The sequence below is a fragment of the uncultured Granulicatella sp. genome (genome assembly GCF_938030755.1).
Lineage (GTDB): Bacteria > Bacillota > Bacilli > Lactobacillales > Aerococcaceae > Granulicatella.
In genome coordinates, this window is record NZ_CALHIF010000040.1 from 55786 (window position 1) to 76251 (window position 20466).

The 20466-nt window shown below is 38.1% G+C and carries 18 protein-coding genes; 3 read left to right on the top strand and 15 right to left on the bottom strand.

The window, feature by feature from the left end:
* Positions 1 to 124 precede the first annotated feature (124 nt).
* The 12 genes from Q0594_RS04355 to Q0594_RS04410 all read right to left on the bottom strand — a co-directional run bounded on the left by Q0594_RS04355 (position 125) and on the right by Q0594_RS04410 (position 14332).
* The gene (locus tag Q0594_RS04355) at positions 125 to 1123 is read right to left on the bottom strand and encodes a sensor histidine kinase (protein ID WP_298729967.1); all 999 of its coding nucleotides are present in this window, start codon (positions 1121 to 1123) and stop codon (positions 125 to 127) included.
* On the bottom strand, positions 1120 to 1803 hold the full coding sequence (locus Q0594_RS04360; protein ID WP_217950656.1) for a response regulator transcription factor: 684 nt from the start codon (positions 1801 to 1803) through the stop codon (positions 1120 to 1122). The genes Q0594_RS04355 and Q0594_RS04360 overlap by 4 nt, the downstream gene beginning before the upstream one ends.
* A 61-nt stretch (positions 1804 to 1864) precedes the next feature.
* Entirely contained in the window at positions 1865 to 2533 is a 669-nt protein-coding gene (locus Q0594_RS04365; RefSeq protein ID WP_298729985.1) for a hypothetical protein, read from the bottom strand.
* A 661-nt stretch (positions 2534 to 3194) separates the two neighbouring features.
* Positions 3195 to 4751 (bottom strand): bifunctional metallophosphatase/5'-nucleotidase, encoded by a 1557-nt coding sequence (locus Q0594_RS04370; protein WP_298729987.1) that lies wholly within the window; start codon positions 4749 to 4751, stop codon positions 3195 to 3197.
* Between the two features lie 176 nt (positions 4752 to 4927).
* Positions 4928 to 5473, bottom strand: coding sequence for a DUF1697 domain-containing protein (locus Q0594_RS04375; protein ID WP_298729988.1), 546 nt, complete (start codon positions 5471 to 5473; stop codon positions 4928 to 4930).
* 529 nt (positions 5474 to 6002) lie between these two features.
* Positions 6003 to 7301, bottom strand: a complete 1299-nt coding sequence (locus Q0594_RS04380) for an extracellular solute-binding protein (RefSeq protein ID WP_298729989.1) — start codon at positions 7299 to 7301, stop codon at positions 6003 to 6005.
* 27 nt (positions 7302 to 7328) lie between these two features.
* Complete coding sequence (locus Q0594_RS04385) at positions 7329 to 8621, bottom strand: MBL fold metallo-hydrolase (RefSeq protein ID WP_298729991.1); 1293 nt, start codon at positions 8619 to 8621, stop codon at positions 7329 to 7331.
* Positions 8605 to 9423, bottom strand: a complete 819-nt coding sequence (locus Q0594_RS04390) for a carbohydrate ABC transporter permease (protein ID WP_005606183.1) — start codon at positions 9421 to 9423, stop codon at positions 8605 to 8607. Before Q0594_RS04390 ends, Q0594_RS04385 begins: the two co-directional genes overlap by 17 nt.
* A gap of 1 nt (position 9424) precedes the next feature.
* Positions 9425 to 10300, bottom strand: coding sequence for a sugar ABC transporter permease (locus Q0594_RS04395; RefSeq protein WP_049554864.1), 876 nt, complete (start codon positions 10298 to 10300; stop codon positions 9425 to 9427).
* On the bottom strand, positions 10300 to 11376 hold the full coding sequence (locus tag Q0594_RS04400) for an ABC transporter ATP-binding protein (RefSeq protein ID WP_298729992.1): 1077 nt from the start codon (positions 11374 to 11376) through the stop codon (positions 10300 to 10302). Before Q0594_RS04400 ends, Q0594_RS04395 begins: the two co-directional genes overlap by 1 nt.
* A gap of 234 nt (positions 11377 to 11610) precedes the next feature.
* The gene (locus Q0594_RS04405) at positions 11611 to 13572 is read right to left on the bottom strand and encodes an FtsX-like permease family protein (protein ID WP_298729993.1); all 1962 of its coding nucleotides are present in this window, start codon (positions 13570 to 13572) and stop codon (positions 11611 to 11613) included.
* Positions 13565 to 14332 (bottom strand): ABC transporter ATP-binding protein, encoded by a 768-nt coding sequence (locus Q0594_RS04410; protein WP_298647502.1) that lies wholly within the window; start codon positions 14330 to 14332, stop codon positions 13565 to 13567. The genes Q0594_RS04405 and Q0594_RS04410 overlap by 8 nt, the downstream gene beginning before the upstream one ends.
* Positions 14333 to 15073: 741 nt before the next feature.
* Between Q0594_RS04410 and Q0594_RS04415 the strand changes: the two genes are divergently transcribed.
* From Q0594_RS04415 to Q0594_RS04425, 3 genes are read left to right on the top strand one after another with little or no spacing between them, the layout of a single operon-like run.
* On the top strand, positions 15074 to 15547 hold the full coding sequence (locus Q0594_RS04415) for an S-ribosylhomocysteine lyase (protein ID WP_298647505.1): 474 nt from the start codon (positions 15074 to 15076) through the stop codon (positions 15545 to 15547).
* Between the two features lie 51 nt (positions 15548 to 15598).
* Positions 15599 to 16486, top strand: a complete 888-nt coding sequence (locus tag Q0594_RS04420) for a MetQ/NlpA family ABC transporter substrate-binding protein (protein WP_298729994.1) — start codon at positions 15599 to 15601, stop codon at positions 16484 to 16486.
* A 3-nt stretch (positions 16487 to 16489) separates the two neighbouring features.
* Complete coding sequence (locus Q0594_RS04425; RefSeq protein WP_298729996.1) at positions 16490 to 17182, top strand: 5'-methylthioadenosine/adenosylhomocysteine nucleosidase; 693 nt, start codon at positions 16490 to 16492, stop codon at positions 17180 to 17182.
* A 254-nt stretch (positions 17183 to 17436) separates the two neighbouring features.
* Here Q0594_RS04425 and Q0594_RS04430 read toward each other — a convergent pair whose 3' ends face one another.
* From Q0594_RS04430 to Q0594_RS04440, 3 genes are all read right to left on the bottom strand, one after another.
* Complete coding sequence (locus tag Q0594_RS04430) at positions 17437 to 18363, bottom strand: 2-dehydropantoate 2-reductase (RefSeq protein WP_298729998.1); 927 nt, start codon at positions 18361 to 18363, stop codon at positions 17437 to 17439.
* A 19-nt stretch (positions 18364 to 18382) separates the two neighbouring features.
* Complete coding sequence (locus Q0594_RS04435) at positions 18383 to 19441, bottom strand: PTS transporter subunit IIC (RefSeq protein ID WP_298730000.1); 1059 nt, start codon at positions 19439 to 19441, stop codon at positions 18383 to 18385.
* Between the two features lie 523 nt (positions 19442 to 19964).
* The gene (locus Q0594_RS04440) at positions 19965 to 20426 is read right to left on the bottom strand and encodes a Dps family protein (RefSeq protein WP_298730002.1); all 462 of its coding nucleotides are present in this window, start codon (positions 20424 to 20426) and stop codon (positions 19965 to 19967) included.
* Positions 20427 to 20466: the final 40 nt, after the last annotated feature.

Here is a 20466-nt window from a genome sequence, read left to right on the forward strand (position 1 = left end):
ATCTTTTCTCAGATATAATAACCTTTTTAATTATAACATATCCGGGCGTGTCATCGTTAATGTTTATGAAATTTTCCATTGCACAAAGAAAACAAACTAAAAAAGAAGGGCTCTCGTCCCTTCTCTAATCTTTGACTTGTAATCCTTCTTTAGGAATCTGAATATGAATCGCGGTTCCTTCTCCAACAATAGACTCTACACTTAAAGTGACTCCTAATTTCCTTGCAATTTCACTAGATAAATAGAGCCCGAGTCCAGTCGATTGATGGTTTACTCTTCCATTGAATCCACTAAATCCTCTTTCGAAAATCCGAGTTTGGTCATGAGAAGCGATTCCAATTCCTGTATCTTTAATGGTTAGTATATCTTTATCGAAAGTAATCTCAATCCTTCCCTCATCAGGAGTATACTTAACCGCATTGGACAATACTTGTTCTACAATGACCCCCAGCCATTTCTTATCCGTTACGACTACTTCATCAATAGGGCTATATTGTAATTTCAACTTCTTATGAATGAAGAATGTAGCGTATTTTTTGATGACAGGATGGAGTATGTCATCCAGTTTCACCTTTTGTAAATCCAAATCTCTATGGAAAGTTTCCATCCGTACATAGTGCAATGCCAATTCCGTATAAGCTGTAATTCGCACCAACTCTTGTTCCAACATGGATTTTTCCGTAGTTTGTGGAAGACTACGAATTAAAAGCTGGCTAGACGCAATACTCGTTTTAATCTGATGCGCCCAAAGTGTGTAATAATCTATATCTTCTTTTCTACTTTGTTGCATTTTTGTCTTCAACTGCTGCATCTCTTGCGTTAGATTCTGATTCTTTTCAAAGAGCAGATGGATCACAGGAGAAAACTCTTCCTCCAAGGATCTAGTTTGCTGTTTCAAAGCTTTCACCATGCTTTTATATTTTCTCCAGTCACGCCAGAGCAAAATAAACAAAATAAAGCATAGGAACAATCCTAATAAAAATAAATAGTAAAAAGCCCCTGTACTAGCCCAGTTAAACACCAGAGCAAATACCACCGAAAACACTTCGATACATGCAAATGAAATCAATAAAGTATGGTGTGACTTAAGCCATTGAATACTAAAATCTTTTTTTGTCATCATTGAATTTCTTCCGCCATTCCATACCCAATTCCTTTTTTAGTCGTGATGAGATTTGCTAAACCAATTTCAGCTAGCTTTTTACGAAGTCTCGCCACTGTCACCGAAAGTGTATTATCATCTACAAACAAATCACTATTCCACAGTTGATTCATCAACTCTTCTCTAGTTGCGATATCTCCTTGTTTCTCAAACAAGACTCTTAGAACAATTAATTCATTTTTAGAGAGATCCATTTCCTCTCCATTAAAACTCACTTTTGTGCTTGCTAATTGAAGGGTTGCACCTTTATACTCTATCCAGTCTTTCTGCTGTACAAATTCATAACTTCTACGCATCATCCCTTGAATCTTTGCTACAAGAACACTGGGTTCAAAAGGTTTTGTCATATAGTCATCTGCACCCATATTAATCGACATCACAATGTCCATCGGTTGATCGTGAGAGGATAAAAACATGATGGGCACTTGAGACACTTTACGAATCTCTTGGCACCAATAATAACCATTAAAAAATGGCAATGTAATATCGAGAATAACCAACTGCGGATTCACGGATAAAAATTGAGTATATACCTGAGAAAAATCTTCTACAGCGACAACTTCATAATTCCATTTTTCTAACTCGGATACCACCGCATCACGAATGACTTTTTCATCTTCTACAATCATAATTGTTTGCATATACTCACCTCTCTTTTATTGTAACATCTTTCTAATTCTCAGAAAAGCATCGACTTTTCTCTTACCTAATTTCTCGTATCATTTCCCATAAAGTCGTTATATTATCTTGCTTCGCTCCAATTTCATATAAAAATCCTTTGGACTCATCGTACCCGAAAATAGAGAAATCTATCGGTTGCGATTCATCAATCCCCAAAATTCGATTAACCACTGGAAGCTGAATACTATATTCTAGATAAAATGAGTTGTCTCCTGTAGGACTTTCTTCCCTATTCGTATACTGTTTCGAATGCAATTTTTCCTTTCGTAACATCTCCAGATTCAATTGCAATTCCTGAAATAAGAACTTTCCTTGTGGCCAAAGCTTTTTAGCTTCTTCCTCGTTTTCAAACACAAACTTCCCATCCACATATTGGAACGTCTGACTGATTTCCTCTTCCTTTGTTTTAGAATTGATTTGCTTCATCGTACCGACAAAAGGTTTTCCTTTTTCCTTCGCCTTAAGATAAACAAATACCGTCGAGTCCCCTACGACACGCGACTGACTCACGGTAAATCCATTCGGAAACTGCTCAAATAAATCTTCAATATTTTCTGTTGGATAAACCCTGCTCAGCTCTTTCCCAGAGAGCTCTTCAAGATACCCCCGACTCGTGTGATCCACACATCCCACTAATAGCGTCACGCATAACACCAATAGCCCAATCCACGATTCTCTCTTTAACTTCACACAAAAACCTCACTTTGCAATTCAGTGCCTTCATCATACCATATCCAATCCCTATCACCACATTCCCTAATAAAATCCTAAACTTTCACTCTCCGAATGACTCCAATCAACTCTTTAACACTGAAAAAAAGAAAAACTCCTCAGAGGTTATAGAAAGCATTATAGGGAATCATAACCAATGTGAATTGGGAGTAAGACAGAAGAAACTAGTTTTTCGTAGTCTTACCCCCGCAAGGACAAATAGAATTCCTTGAACTGCTTGTCAGTAAAGAGGAATTCATTTGTCTACTGCGTTAAAATTTCAGCAGACATCCAATTATATTCTTCCTAAAGTTGAAGCTTGGTAAGTTTGAGACCTTAGACTCAACAGAATCTATCCCTATTGGCTTGTGCTTCTATCTCGAATGAAGGAATACTTGCACTCACTTTATCGAAGCAACACAACAATGTTAAGAGGCAAAGAAAAAAAGCTACGCGTTTTCGGATAACATAGTAGCCATTATAGCAATCAGTAATCGATGCGAATTACGGATGGTTGGAAATTCATTTCCTACCATCCGTTTGAGGCTCGATAGGATTGAGACCTTGGCTCAATCCGGTACAGCTATAATAGCTACTATGTGTTTATCCGAAAATAAATCGTAGCTTTTTAAATATTTTTTTATTTCACCACAGTCTTAAAGTTGTTGTTGACGGTTGCTTCGATGACTGGATGTTTGCGCAAGTATTCCGCAATGAGCTCCGTCATGTCAATCTGCACCTCACGCACAATCTTCTCCGGCTTAAACATACTATAGTTTCCGCCACCAACTGCACGATATTGATTTGCCACCACTTCTAATTCATCAGTCGGTTGAACTGGTTTTCCATGATAGTCTAAACGTGTGACACGGTCTCCAAATGGTCTAGTGAAGTCTAAGGTGTACTCGATTCCTTCATACATATCATAGTTGTAGAATTGAGGTTTTGGCTCCACATATTTAGGATTGAAGACTGCTTTTCCATTTTCAACAATGAAATAAGTGGCTACACGTTCAAGTGCCGCTTTCAAGTCCGCCCCACTCACTTTTAGAACCGCTAATGTATTTGGATAAATGTAATTTGTAATCACGTCACGCATGCGAATTTCAGTATTAAACCCACGTCCATCGTTATTAAATAACGCGGTTCCAGAAATATCCGCACCACTGGCATCCATTTGAACTTTGTTAATGAACTCAACATATGGATGTTCTTTTAAACGCGCCTCGTGAGGATCTTTAATCGTCATATCCCCGACTACTGTTCCAACAGTTGTATCTAACCAATCTTCCACTTCTGCTTGTAAGTCGCTAAACATTTCTACAACTTTAGGATCTGCTGGAACTTCTTCAGTTGGGTGAAGTTTTGCTTCGCTTGAAACAACAGTATACTTCCCGTCTACTTTTTCCACTTCTAGGCTGATTTCACCCACATATGCTCCTCGGTATCCCGGTTGAATCACTGGAATCCCATTCACTTTTTGTGCAATCACACGGTGTTGGTGTCCTGTCACTAAGGCATCGATTCCTTCTACTTGCGTCGCAATCGCATACCCTTCGTTTTCTCCTGTTAATAGTTCTGTTGGGTCCCCACATGAAAGGTCGCATTCAAACCCTCCGTGATAAGTAACAACTACAACATCCGCCACTTTACGCATTTCTGGAACGTATTTCTTCGCAGTTTCTAACGCACTCACGAATACTAAATCTTTCACCGTTGCAGGTTGTTCCCAATTCGGAATATAAGGCGTTGTAATCCCTAAAACAGCGACTTTTACGCCTTCTTTTTCAAACACTTTGTACGGCTCCCCAAAGGCAGGCTTACCGTCTTTTGTTAAAATGTTCGCGCAAAGAATTGGGTGGTTATAAGACGCAATCGCTTCTCTTAAATAATCTAACCCATAGTTGAACTCGTGGTTCCCTAGAATTCCTAAATCATAACCTAAGTAGTTTAGTACTTTCGTTAAATCTGCTGCTACTTTTGCATCATTTTTACGTACATAATAGCTTAAAGGCGACCCTTGAATAAAGTCTCCATTTTCAATTTGGATTACTGGTCCTTTGGCTTCTTGTTTTAATCGTTGAATGACCGTCGCAGCCTTTGCGGTACTGAATCCTAAATCCAAGTTTCTTTCAGTATAATTCGTTGGCAATACATACCCATGCATATCACTTGTTTCAATAATTTTTAATTCCATAATGCGCCTCTACTTTCTACAAATTCATAGATTATTGTACCATAAAAAAGCCCTATCATAAAGGCACTTCCTTCTACTCCATATCTGACTTGCGTTACGATTTTTCTTCCATTTTAAATAAAAAAACAGTAAATTCATCAACTTACTGTTTTCAAACTATTTTACTTCTATAAACATTACTGTTCTTTTTGCAGTAGTTCTGCAATTTTATCAAAGGTCTTGCCGTTTCGAATGGTAATCGTCTTATAAAAAGGTTGTTTTAATAACTTCTTATGATAAGTCGTCTTCAAAAACTCCCCTTCATCCATCTTAGCCCAAAAGACTGCATTCTTTCCGATATACACCTTTTCATTATAAAGCTCAGAGTTTTTTGCAAATTCAATGACCTCATTCGGATTTGTCCCCCGAGAATAAAACAAAATATCTTTTCTAGCAAACTCATCCTCCCACCATTTGGGAAGTCCCACCATTTCTTCTAAGTAATCCTCTTTTGAAAGGAGCGCAAACGGAATCGAGAAGTCATAATTCTTTTCTAATAATTTTTCGACTTTCGAAACTATTTTCTCCATACTCTCGCTACTTGTAAAAAATAAATTCCCGCTATTAATGTAAGAATCCACATCGCTTAACCCTTCACGCTTGAGCAATTCCTTCAGCTCACTCATTACGACTTTATTTTTTCCTCCAACATTGATGCCTCTTAATAAAAGCACATACCGCATCCGACTCACCTCTCTTGTCGCCCCATTATAGCACACTCTCCATGAAACGCGTTCACTCCGACCCTGCACCGGTCCTTCGTGAATGAGGAACACAATCTAAAGAACGCCAGACAACTTTCCTCAGCTTTGTTGAGTGGAATCCCCCTCAGGAGGCTTTTAGGGGTACACCGAAAACGTCTATTGCGACAGAAACAGCAGTTTTGTTGAAAGATTAGTGAGAATATCCATTGAATGCGAATTAGAGACACTTACGAATCCATTCGTTAGTGTCTCTTTGAGGCTTCAAAGACGAGAGACAGGAGGCTCGAGTCGGTGGCTCACTAATCCTCTTTCAACAATAAAAACCGCTTGTTTCTAAAGCAATTCGCACCGGACTTCATACACCTAGAAGCCTCCCCCGAAGGGGCATCACAGCACTAATACCTATTCCGCACTAACACCTATTCCAGCACTCATTCCACACAAAAAACCTGAGGAAAATTCCCCAGGCTTTCATTGTAATTGTGTTGTGAATGAACTTTATAAGTGATTATTGATTCCACGCAGCATCAAATTGCGCTTTAGAATCTTGAATTAATTGATCCACATTGCCGTTTTGAGTTGCAAAGATTTTTTCTAAAATCGTACGAACTTCTGCATATGCAGGATCTGAGTTTTCAACTACAGGAATTGAGAATAAGTTCTTAGTAGCATCTGCTAAGATTGCAGGAACTTTAGAACCTGATTTCTTGTATTCATCTTTTTCTAACACTGAAGCAACTGTTGGCATGTAACCTGTTTTTTGTGCCCAGTATAATTGAGATTCAGCTGAAGATAAGAATTTCAAGTATAAGAATGCTGCAGTACGTTGTTCATCAGTAGTAGAACCTTCGAACATGTAAATGTCAGTACCTTGTTGTAAGTTGAATTTATCAGGACGTGGAGCTACGCCATATTCGTATCCAGCTTCTTTAGCACCTTTAGCTACAAATGATTCACCAGCTGTTGAACCAACATACATCGCTACTTTTTTGTTTTGGAATGGTCCTGATAAGTATTTATCTGAACCAGCTGTACGGAAGTATCCGTCACGAATTCCGTCTGCATAGTATTTAACAACTTCTTTTGAAGCGTCACTTGTGAAGTCTAAGTCTTTAGTGAAGTCAACGCCTTTGTTCTTCATACCAATTGCATAGTAGTTATTTAATGAGTCGAAACCAGCACCCACAACTTCGTGGTTTGATTTTTCGTAAATTGTTTTAGCGGCTTCTTTTAATTCATCTAAAGTAGTTGGAACTTTAACACCGTATTCTTTTAATAAATCTGCATTGTAGAATAATACTTCTGTAGATTTATTGAATGGGATACCGTATTGTACTCCGTTGATTTTAGCACCATCCATTAAGTCTGAACGAATTTCTTCACCTTTCTTGAATCCGATTGTTTCGTTTTCAATATATGGTTTGAAATCTACTAACGAATCTTGGCTCGCAGCATTGAATAACCAGTTAGGATATGCTTGAGTGATTGTTGGTAAATCTTTTGGTGAAGTTAAAGTTGAGTTGATTTTAGCTTGTAAATCTTTATAAGTAGATTGGTTTTGTAACTCTACTTTAATATTTGGATTAGCTTTCATGAAGTCTTCTGTTAATTTTTGAAGAGCTTTTTCAAGCTGACCGTTCATGGCATGCCAGAAAGTGATTGTTGTTTCTGATTTAACCTCTGTTACGATATCTTTTTTAGTTTCTTCAGCTTTTGAAGAGTTGTTTGATGTACTTGCTCCACAAGCTGTTAACGCTACAACTGATGCTGTTGCTAGTGTCGCTTTTACTAAAGATTTGAATTTCATTTTTCTTCTCCTTTTGTTATATAGTTTTTACAACACAATTTTTTCGCCGCGATACGGCAATATTCTTTTGCCATACGGATTTTCCAGAAGCTCTGGTTTTAACGTATGGATTGGAATCAAACACTTAGGCTCAATCATCGCAATAATTCGGTCTAAATCTTCCGGTTTTGCGTGACCTGAGCAAACAAGGCGAACAAACTCAATGTTTTTTTCCGCCAATAAATCAAGAAACGGTTGATAGTTTGGATCAAAGTCCCCTAGAGGCTGTGCATCACTATGGATGTATAAGCTTCCCTCTTGCAAGCGTTCAAAATGATCTACCACTTGCCATAAGTACTCTGAAGTATCCTCTAATAACGTTTCGTATGGAATTTCTAATGCTGGATCTAGCTCTTCTAGTCGAGGTGCCCCTTCACGATAGTAGTAATGGGCCTCTTTCTGGAAGACTTTTCTAAGAAGTGCCGCCATTGTTGCTTCAAGCACAACAGTACGGCTTGTTCCTTCGACGATTTTCTCAAAACGACGAACATTTGCTGGATATCCATTAAAGGTAATTTGTCGATGTGGATTTTCTTTTTCTAGAAAAGCAATCTGACGAATCACATCTTCCTCAGTTTCCGGTTTGAAAGCTTCCACTTCTGCTGGACGGTTACCAAAACTGATAGAGACTCCTTCCATCATTAAAATGTCCGTATGTTTTGCTTTTTTACAAAACTCAATCGTATCTTCGGCATTATGCCCATGAAGTCTTAAATCACCGGTATACGTAATATGGTGGCCTGGTGTTTTGATGATTAAAGCAGCAGCCCCGTAGGCATCATGGTCTACACGGACTATTTCTACTTCGATTTCTCCTACTTTAATCACATCACCAGCATCTAAGCCAATCATGTCTCTTGTAAATGACTCGTCTTCAAATGGTGATGGCAGCAAGAATACACCATTTCGATTGAGCGAGTTTACAATCATTTTTGTTTCCTTCAATGTATATAAAGGAATACTTGGGTCTAAATAATTCAACATTCTCGTATGGTCTAGATGCGCATGAGAGATAAAGACTGCCGTATTGGCATAATCTTTATCTTCATCTCCTTCATATTTGTAAGGAATTCTTGCATCATAAACATTTTTTAAATGTGGAATGACTCTATGATTTACGAGCGTTTGTACCGATTCATCGGTCAATTCTAATTTTGGGAGGAATTCTGTTCCAAAGTCGAAAAAGATATGACTATCTTTATACGCCACTTCTATCACAGTTCCACCAATCGTTAAAATTCCGCTATGAAAGGTAATCGTTGTTTTATCCTTTAATACCATTCTTCGCTACCCCTCTAATAATTTCTTTTCGGAATACGAAGTAAATTAACAGAATAGGGATAACCGTTAAAGTAGCAGCGGCCATTTGCAAATGAACGTCACTTCCGGCTTCAGTTGTGAAGGCAGAAAGACCATTATTCAATAGACGGAATTCTTTCGTGTTTGTAACCAATAATGGCCATAGGAATGAATTCCAGCTTTGGATAAATGTTAAAATCCCTACTGTTACCAATGCTGGTTTACACATTGGCACTAAAATGCGACGGATGTATTCCAAATCACTGGCACCGTCAATTTTAGCAGCTTTGTAGAATGTACTTGGGATTCCTTTTAAGTATCCGTTTAAGTAGTAAATATAGAAAATACTTGTTAAGAACGGAATAATCAACGCAATATAAGTGTTTAATAGCCCTAATTGAGCGATTGTTTGGTAGTTTGTAAAGATAATTGATTCATACGGAACCATTAATAATGAAACTAAAATCATCATTACAATATTTTTTCCTTTGAACTGTAAGCTTGTGACAGCAAAGGCTGCTAGTAACGAAGTAGTGACCGTAGCCACTGTTGTAAATAGAGACACGAATAATGTGTTTCCAAAGTAACGTAAGAACGGCGCACGGCTAAATACTTCTAGGTAGTTACTAAATTGGAATGAACTAGGAATAAATGAAGGCGGAATGCTTGTTGCTTCTGCGTACGTCATTAATCCTGTCATAATCATATAAATAAATGGGAATACTGTAATTAACGCTAAGAAAATTAATAGCGCAACCGAAAATCCATTAAATACTTTCTTCATCTTATCCCTCCGCCTTTCTTAGGAATTTGTTTTGGAGGAATGTTGCAAAAAGAATGATTGCAAATAAGATTACAGTTGCTGCCATGGCAACCCCTGGTCTTCCTGCCACATGGAATTTATCGTAAATATAGTACACAGCTGTTGTAGCTGAGTTGGCTGTACCAGCACTTCCTCCGAACAACGCATAAACTTGAGTATACACTTTGAATGCACCAATTAAGTTCACTGTTGAAAGGAAGGCAATTGTAGGTACTAATTGCGGGAATGTAATACGCCAGAAGATTTCTCGGTCTGTCGCACCGAACATTTTCGCAATTTTGAAGTGCTCAGAATCAATATTTCTTAATCCTGCTAACAAAATAATGATATTGAACGCTAAACTTGTCCATACCCCGAAAATAATTAATGTCGGCATGCTCATGTTCACATTATCAAGCCAGTTAACGGCAGGGATTCCAATCAATCCTAAGAAGAAATTGATAATTCCGTAGTCTCCATTAAAGAAGTAACGGAATACAATCCCGATAGCAATTGTACTTGTAACATAAGGCATGAAGAAGATGGTTTCAAAGAAACTCTTATGCTTAATCTTTTCAAAAATAATCCACGCAACGACCACTGAGATTAATAAAGCAACAGGCACAACTGCAAATGCATATAATGCAGTGTTCATAAGTGCTTTATGGAAAACTGGATCTGAGATTACTTTTTGGTAATTGTCCAAGCCTGTATATTGTAATTTTAATAGTGATCCCTTTTGGAAACTCATCCAGAACGAACGAAGTAATGGATAAATATTAAATAAGAGAATCACTCCTAAAGATGGGAGAAGGAAGAACCAAGCTTTAGGTTGGTTTTCTGGATTATATTTTCTCATTAGTAAACACGCGCTCCATCTTTATCGAATAAGAAGATTTTATGTTTTAGAATATTAAATGCAAGTGTGTCTCCTTCTTCAATCTTATGCTCCACACTTACGATTGATTTCAAATATTGTTCGCCTAATGGGAAGTGAAGAATACGTTCACGTCCAATTAACTCAACTCCACTGATAGTTGTAGAGAATAATTCTTCTCCTTCAGCAGCTGGAACGACATCTTCAGGACGCATTCCTAAATAGTAATGTCCATCTGCTAACTCTTGACGTTTGCGGTCTTGAGATAATTCAGAAGTTGATAAGTTGAATGATGGGTGAGTAATCACTCCGTCTTTAATTTCCACTTCTGTAATATTAATGATTGGGTTACCGATGAATTTCGCAACGAATAAGTTACTTGGTTCTAGGTATAAGTTTTGAGGGTCATCATGTTGTTGAATATACCCTTCATTTAAAAGAATAATCTTATCTGAAATTGATAAAGCTTCTTCTTGGTCGTGTGTTACGAAGATTGTTGTGATTCCTACTTCTTTTACAAGACGGCGGATTTCTTCACGGATTTTCAAACGTAAACGAGCGTCCAAGTTACTTAATGGTTCATCTAGTAAGAGCACTTCAGGTTTTTGAACAAGCGCACGAGTGATGGCCACACGTTGTTGTTGTCCACCTGATAAAGTACCAGGTTTTTTACCTGCTAACTCTTCAATGTTTGTTAATTGCATATATTCTTCTGCAATTTTTTGAGCTTCTTCCTTAGGAATTTTATTTTTACCAACAGTTAATGGGAACATAATGTTCTCTAATACTGTCATATGCGGATATAACGCATAGTTTTGGAATACGAATCCAATATTACGGTCTTTTGGCTCTGTCGTAACAACTGACTCCCCTTTAAATTGGATGTCTCCCCCAGTAGGTGATAATAATCCCGCGATTAAATTTAAAATTGTTGATTTCCCACATCCACTAGGACCTAGTAAACATACTAAATCCCCTTGTTCAATTGAGAAATTTACTGACTTCAATGCTTCAAAGCCGTTATCGAATACTTTGTTTAAGTCAATAACATCGATCATGACTAATCCTCCAGTTTTATTTACTTGAATACATTCCATTCTACCATGTTTTTTAGTTTCTGAAAACCGAAATCTTGTTTTTTTTGAAAGCTTTTTATTGTGGACAGTTATCCTATTTTTGAGTACATAAAAAGGACAAGAAACCGCTTGTCCTTTTGTGTGTTTTTTAATGTGAAAGAAGCCATTCAAAATAGGTTTCTTATTCAAAACAGTCTGCTCTTTGTGAACGTTTTTTTATCGTTTCACAATCTTAAAGTAACTTCTAGAGGTCACTTTGTAGACGATAAAGTAAACAATTAAGAAAATAATCCCAATGACGATTGATGCAATCAATGTTATTTGAGTGTTCACTCCAAACAATTGCGCAATCTTCGTATACATTTTAAACGCAAATCCTGTATGCAAGAATGCAGTTAATAGAGGCATGAAGAAGACAATTAATACTTGGCGATTGATAGATTGTTTAACGGTTTTATGATCAATTCCCATTTTTTGTAAGATGACAAAACGATCTCGATCCTCATATCCTTCAGAGATTTGTTTGTAGTAAATCACTAATACCGCACCCACAAAGAACGACACTGAAAGTAAGGCCCCAATGAAGAGAAGACTTCCCATAAATCCATATATTTCTTTCGCAGCTTCTGTTTTACTAGACATGACTAGAGGAACACTATATTGATCTACATCTATATTTTGATAAGCGTCAAATTCTTCCTTCAAACGATCTTCTTTTGTATCTGTGTTCCATAGTGAATAGTACTGTACTCTCTCATGATTTCCTGGATTGATAAAGTCATATACGTCTTTAACAACCACCATATAAATATTATCCACTAAGGCTGATAGTTGAGGCAAGGTCGTCTTATACTTATCATCGTTTAAATCACCAACAACTTTATAGTTTTTTTTGGCAGTAGTCAGTGTTGAAAACTCTTTGCCGTCTCCTTTTGTATGGCCCACTACCATTTCATTTTCTTTCAAGGAAAGATTCGTTCCAAAAATGCGGTTATAATCCTCTTGAGACATCACCGTCAGAGCTACCACATTCTCCGCCCCAGAGAAAGAATTCATAATCTCAACAGAATCCCCTTTTTGAAGACCAAAACGAACGAATTGTCCAAATGAAATTTCATTCTTAACAGTTGATAAAGATTTAGCTTGAATATCTTTCATCGCTTTACTTGCTTCTGCTTCTTCCTCTTTAGAAGTCAGGAATGAAGAAGCTGAATATTCCGTAGGATAAGATTCACTGAGTGTTTTAAAAGCTCCTACTTGTAAAGACACCGTCGTTCCTAGTGTTACTAATACCATGGTAGATAAAATACACACACTAGCCAATCCAGCAGCGTTTTTACGCATACGGAATTTTAAATTGGAGATTGAAATAAAGTTTGTAGGTTGATAGAATAGTTTTTTGTTTTTTTGCAATGCACTTAAAATCGCAATAGAACCTGCATCAAACAGAATGTACGTTGCAATCACAACCATAACAACCGCAACAAAGAACATCATGACGGCTGCCATCGGACTTTCAATCGTTTGGGACATATAATACGCTAGCCCTAAAATCACAAACCCAATGATTGCGCGCGTCTTCATGAAACGACCTTTTGTTTCACCAAATTTCTTTGTTTTTAGTAATTCTAACGGACGGCTTGTATAAATTTTCGTAGCGTTCAAGAAGAACACGATCAAGAAGATGACGCCCATGAAAATATATACAAAGAAGACACTACCGATTTGTAAGTGATACTCTAGTCCGATTGGATATTGAATCAGTTTTAAGAGGACCGCAAACGCAAAACGATGAAAAACCATCCCGAGAGCAATCCCTGCCGTCACACTGACAAGTGCAAATAGGAACAATTCCATAAAGCTAAGAATTTGTACATTTTTACGGTCTAAGCCTAAAATTCCATACAATCCGAATTCTTTCGAACGATTCTTCATTACAAAGCTATTGGCGTAAAGTACGATTAATAGCGCCACAATTTGAATCACTAACACTCCCAATCCTAAGGAAAGAGCGATAGAAGCCCCCCCTCTTAAAGTGGAAAGTTCTGGCATTGAAGATAACGCGTGAACAATATAAGAAATCATCGTAACCATGACTGTTGCAAGTCCAAATGGTAAATAAAGCGAATGATTCTTTTTCAAATTCGTCACGGCTAATGAACTTAGTAGTTTAAACATGTGCCTCACCTCTGTTTGCCATCACGGTTAACGTTTCAGAGATTAATTCAAACATTTGTTGGTCGCTTCTTTCTCCACGATACAATTGGTTATAAATTAAGCCATCTTTAATAAAGAGCACTCGTTTAGCACGACTTGCCGCAACCGTACTATGTGTTACCATCAAGATGGTTTGCCCATTTTCGTTGATTTTATCGAACAAATCTAATGTGTTGCTAGCTGATTTAGAATCAAGCGCTCCAGTTGGTTCATCGGCCAGTAGTAAACTTGGATCTGTAATCATGGCACGACCAATGGCCACACGTTGTTGTTGACCACCTGATAATTCATAAGGATATTTTTTCAATAAATCTGAAATCCCTAGCATTTCCGCAATCGGCTTCACTTTTTGTTCCATCTCCGCAATCGGACGTCTTGCTAAAACTAGTGGCAATACGATATTGTCATATACTGATAATGTTTCTAATAAGTTGAAATCTTGGAACACAAACCCTAAATGGTCGCGTCTGAATTCTGTTAGTACTTTGGAAGAAATCTTTTGGATGTCTTCCCCGTTTAATAGGACACTCCCACCTGTTGGACGGTCTAGAGTCGCTAAAATATTTAATAGCGTTGTTTTCCCTGAACCGGATTCTCCCATCACTGCCACATATTCGCCTTCTTCAACTGAGAAGTTAATATCTTTCAAAGCAGTTACTTCCGCAGCTCCGAATCTTGTTTGATATACTTTTTGTACATGTTGTACATCTAATAATGTCATTGTTTTCACCCTTTGTTTTAATTTGTTGAACACAGTATAACCGAAATAAAAAGTAAATTCATGACACCATCCTATCATTTTTTATTTGTTTCTTACATTTTTGTCACTTTGAAAATTTCATCAAAAAGATCTTTCAAAGCTGTTACTTCCGCAGCTCCAAATCTTGTTTGATATACTTTTTGTATATGTTGTACGTCTAATAATGTCATTGTCGTCACCCTTCATTTTGAAATTGTTATCCTTAGTACAGCGTAAAAAATCACAAATTCATGACATTCTACTATTATTTTATAATCTTCCCTCTCTTCGCACGGATTTAATAGTACTCCCAGACATAAAAGCGAACGAATTTAGCGCGAACGACTGTATATTACGTATAATTCAAAAATTTACGAACTATTTCTCAAAAATAATTTATATAGTTTGTTTTTGAGATTGACAACCTTCTTTATTTCTAGTATAGTCTCTATATAACTTATTTGAAACGCTATGAAAAGAGAGTCAAAAATAGAGCTTAGCATAAGAAAATATCCTCTCTATTTTTCACGAAGTCTTTGAGCTGATTGCCTGATTTGCTAGGGCAATACGGGTTCTCCCGTTACAGAGTTACCGTATAGTTGTACGGAAGTAATCTTCTATAAGAAGACTGTAAAGGCGCCACCACAACTTCAACTCGTCCTTTTAGCGTTGGCTAGAAGTGCGGGCTTTTTTTATTTTGTTTCAATGATTGGAGGAATAAACATGGCTGAAGTAGAAAGCTTTACACTCGACCACAACAAGGTCATCGCTCCTTATGTTCGATTAATTGCGAATGAGCACGGAAGAAAAGGAGATGTGATTTCAAATTTTGATATCCGTTTCTTACAACCGAATAAACAAGAAATGCCAACTGGTGTGGTTCATACCTTTGAGCATCTATTAGCTGATCTTTTAAGAGACCGCTTAGAAGGAATTATCGATATCTCTCCTTTTGGATGTCGTACAGGATTCCATTTGATTTTATGGGAAGAGCGCTCTCCGGAAGACATCGCTCGCGCATTGAAATCAACGCTAGAAGAAATCGTTGATAAGATTCAATTCAAAGATATTCAAGGCGTCTCCGCCGTTCAGTGTGGAAACTACCGTGACCATTCCTTATTTGGCGCAAAAGAATACGCCAAACAAGTATTGGAACAAGGAATTAGTATCGATCCTTTCGAGAGAAAAGTCATTTAATCACTCATTCAGTAAGAAACATTAGACACCTAGACTGGAGGAACCCCCCATATGAAATTAAAAACGATTGCTAAATCCCTTATCGCTCTCTCTACTGCATTCGTCTTAAGCGCTTGCGGAAACAACACTGCTTCAAGCTCTCAAGCTTCGCAAGGATCAGAGGCTTCAAGCAGTGAACCTAAAACCGTAAAAATTGCTTCCGTTGGTTCTGATGCGGATATATGGAGACATATTGCCGAGTCTGAACAAGCTAAAAAAGCAGGTCTTAAAATCGAAGTGCAAGAAATCAATGGAGGCGTCCCTTTAAATGAGAGCGTAGCAGATGGAACCGTCGACGCCAACGCATTTCAATCTATTGGCTACCTGCAAGGATTTAACAAAGCGAACTCCAACAAACTCGTTCCAATCGGTACGACTTATATCGAACCAATGGGCCTATACTCTAAGAAGGTGAAAAGTCTAAATGACTTACCAAATGGTGCAAAAATTGCACTTCCAGATAGTCCATATAATGCGACTCGTGCCCTTCGTTTATTAGAAAGTGCCGGACTGATTAAACTATCTAGTTCTTTCAAAGACGGAACGGGGACTACCAGTGATATCGTTGAAAACAAGAAGAATTTTGAGTTCTTAATGATTGATGATACGACTAGCGTACGTGTCTTAGACGATGCTGATTTAATCGCAATCGGAAACACCATCGCACTTGAAGGTGGATTAAATGTATTAAAAGATGCTTTATTCTATGAAAAAGCGGATGAATCAACCCTTACTAGTATTAACGTGATTGTCGTAAAGGCCGAAAACGCAAAGAATCCGGAAACCTTAAAACTAGTGGAACTGTATCATGATCCAGAGATTCAAAAATGGATTTCAGAAAAATTCGACGGCACTAAAGTGGAAGTGAATAAATCCATTTCTGAAGTATGGGGGAAATAATTCATGAAGATTGCAATTGTTGCCGCGATGAAAGAAGAACTCCTTCCGTTTGAAAAGCACTTTTCTCCAGGAAAGGTCATCTTTTCAAAAGGACCTATTCGTATTCTAGAAGTGAATGAAAATCTGATTCTCGTTCAATCTGGTATTGGAAAAGCGAATGCTGCCGCATCTAGTGCTTGGTTATGCGATAAAGTCCATCCAGATCTCATCATTAACACCGGGACAACAGGAAGTTTTAATACCGAATTAGGATTAGCAGACGTGATTGTCTCTACGAAATTTGCTTATAGCGATGTGGACGCGACCGGATTCGACTACGCATGGGGACAAGTCCCTCAAATGCCAGCCGATTACCCTGTCGATGTAAAATTACAACAAAAAGTACTCACGCTTCTTCGCGAACAAGTCCAAAACTTCTCAGTCCATAGCGGTTTTATCGCGACAAGTGATTCCTTTATGAGTTCGGTTGATGCGGTTACCAACATTCGTGCAAAAATGCCGGATATTACAGCCAGCGACATGGAAGCAGCACCTATTGCGCAAGTAGCTAGTTTCTATGACATCCCTGTGTTGAACATCCGTGGCATCAGTGATCATGTTGGTGGAGACGCTCCGGGTACTTTCGAGGAAACCCTTGAAAAAGCTTCTCAAAACGCATTCGAAGCTGTACGTGTACTCGTTGAAAACTTCTTATAAATCTTCTTAGATTTACGCAAACGCTAAACGCAAAAAGGAGCCAGGCTACTCGCCTCACTCCTTTTTGTGTGTTGTCGCAGTTCATCGGATACTCTTACTATTGGTTGAATCAAAAGTGATATTGTCCTTTAAAAGGCACTCTCCACATAAAAAAGAATCAGTTGATTGAAAGAATAGGAGGTTCAATACGGTGCCCCAATATGACTCTTTCAATAACAAACTGATTCTTTAAATTGTTCTTTTATATTGCTGTATTATTTAACTTTCAAAATATCTTCTTTTGCATGAATAAATTCTGTAATCAATTGACAGTAAGGCGTTGGAATGCCATATTCCTTCCCTTTTCTAGCAACAAATCCATTCAAGAAGTCCACTTCAGTAAAGCGGTGATTTTGGATTAAATCTTGGTGCATAGAAGGATAGTGGCTACGAACTTTATTAGACGCAGTGTACACATAATCTTTCATTGCAGCTGGATCAAGATGAACACCTTCTTTTTCGGCAACAGCCACAAATTCAGCAATAATTTGCGTTACGATGGCTTCGGCCGTTGAAGTATCAAAAACTTCTCCGATATTGGCATCTAAAATCGCACATGTTGCGTTCATCGTACCGTTTACGCACGCTTTACGCCATGTTGAGAAATGAACGTCTTCACTGTAGCTTGCGTTCAATCCGGCTTTGTCCATCACTTCTACTAATTCTTTAGCAATCGCCACACCACTTGGATCAGCCGCTTGCATTTCTACTGTACCAGTTCCGCCTAAACGCGCTACCCCTGGTTCAATCAGACCAGCAGTCCAAATCGTAACTCCCATAATAATGTTTTTACGAGGAACATATTTTGCCATTGTGTCTTCGTGACCTAGACCATTTAAAAGACAAAGTACTTTCGTATCTTCGTGGATAATTGGTTTAATTTTTTCTAGCATTTCGCCTAACTTCATTGATTTTGTAAAGGCAATAACTACATCTACCTCATCTGTTGCTTCTTCTGGTTTAACAATCTTAATATCAATCGTATCGGTATTGTCACCATCGACCACTTTCAATCCATTTTTTTGGATGGCTTCGATGTGCGCTGGCCATTCATCAATCAGCGTCACCTCTTGACCTGTTTTTGTTAACATGTAGCCGAAACGGCATCCCATTGCTCCTGCTCCTGCAATCGCGATTTTCATTTTTTCACTCCTATTCTCATTAAACATTTAATTGATAATCTTCTGGTTGAATCCATTTTAACACTTTTTCGAACAAATGAACGAATACGATGTTTAATACAATTGGTACAACCACGAAAATGAGCACCACTACAATCACATTAGTCGCATTCCAACCACCCTCTGCTAAGTTCAACGCATTAATAGGGCCAACTAAACCACTAAATCCAAAGCCTGCACTTTGAGGGGTTCCTTGAATATTAAATAAGGCAGCTAACACTCCTAAAACAGCAGAAGAACACATCATCGGCAATAAAATTTTTGGTTTTGCCAAAACATTCGCCATAGACATCTTCGGCGAGCCGATAAAATGCGCAATTGCTGTTCCTTTTGAATTCACTTTCCATCCGGCAATCGCAAAACCAAAGCCTGCTGCACAAATACCAAGATTTGCTGCTCCTGAGCTCACCCCGCTAAGGCTAATGGCTAATGCAATGCCTACCGTTGTAAATGGAGACACAATCAACATACAAAAAATAACCGCCAATAATAAACACATAATAACGGGTTGTAAGGATAATAGCGTACCAATTCCTTGTCCTAACAAGGTGGTTAATGTTGAAATATAAGGTAACGCTAAGCGGCCCAGTCCGCCGACAAGCACTAACAACACTGTTGGAATAACGATAATAGAGTAGGCTTTCGCTTTATTGCCAATCCATAAAATCACGGCTACACCTAATGCGGCGGTCAGTCCCATCGTAATGATGTCCCCTGTTCCACTAAAGATAATTCCTTTGACCTCTGGATTAAAATTCGCAACTCCCCCTGCAAATAAGACCGCTAGTGCCAATGCTCCTGTTTGAATTGGAGTGAATTTGAAGAATTGACCGACCATCAATCCGATAATTGCCCCCATTAGTGCATTCGCCACTTGAGTCGCTTGGATAATCAGTTGTCCTTGAGGGAAGATAGGAAGGAGTGCCTTCACTAATTCACCAAGGAGAGCTCCAGGGATAAGGGTCACGACAACGCCTAGCGCCAGAGCGTTCAGGACGTTCATTGTAAATTCTTTGCCCTTGTATTTTTTTGTTTCCATAAACCTTCCACCTTTCATAAGATTGGCTTTATTATAGCATACCCACCAGCTAGTATTGTGATATTTTTAGGTAAAAAATGAAGAAAAACAAAATCCTTCGGCTGATTGGAGTTCTTCATAATGGCTGTAATAGCTGTACCGGCATGAGCCATAGTCTCATTGCCTATTAAGCTTCAAACTGACTCTACAAAATAAATTTTTAGAGTCAGTAATTCACATTAATTACATTCGCTATTACTGCCATTATAGACTCCAATCTCCTACGGCTTTTCATCTGCTATTTTACTTAAAAGCATGCTAGTTCTGCGAAGTATGCCAAGCCAAGCTTATAAAAGCTTCGTTATGATGGGATGAGTTCCAAGGAAAAATGTGCTTCCTAACACTGCCGATTAGGCGAGGTTACACTTCGGAGCTTTGCGTTGATGAAATTATCATATATGGTAATTATCATATATGATAATTTTCAGAATTTGGGCAAAAGAAAAAGGCCGGACAAACTGCCCAGCCCTAGAGTCTTCAAAAATTATAATCCTGGTGCTTCGTTGATAGTTGCTGTAAGCATCCAAACTAATTTTTCTAATGCGCCTTTTGCACCGATGAAGATATCTTGTGTTACATCGTCGCCTTCTTCACCAGTAACTTCGATTCCTTTTTCATAAAGGTCGATTAAGTAACGGTAACCTACTAATAAATGACGGATGCGATCTTCCATGCTATCGTTGTAGTTTCCTTTAGCATCTGCAATTTTAGTATTTTCGGCAAATTCACGTAATGTTGAATAAGGAGCGCCACCTAATGTGATTAAACGTTCTGAAACTTCATCTAATTGAGCGTCTAACATTTCCATATGTTGATCCATTAATGGATGCATTGTGATGAAAGTTGCCCCGCGCATGTACCAGTGAGCTTGGTGTACGATTACTGATTGTTGGCTTAAATCAGCCACTAATTGATTTAATACTTGTTTTGTTTGTTCTTTTGACATATTCATTACCTCTTTCTTATTTAGAATTATTCCAATTTAT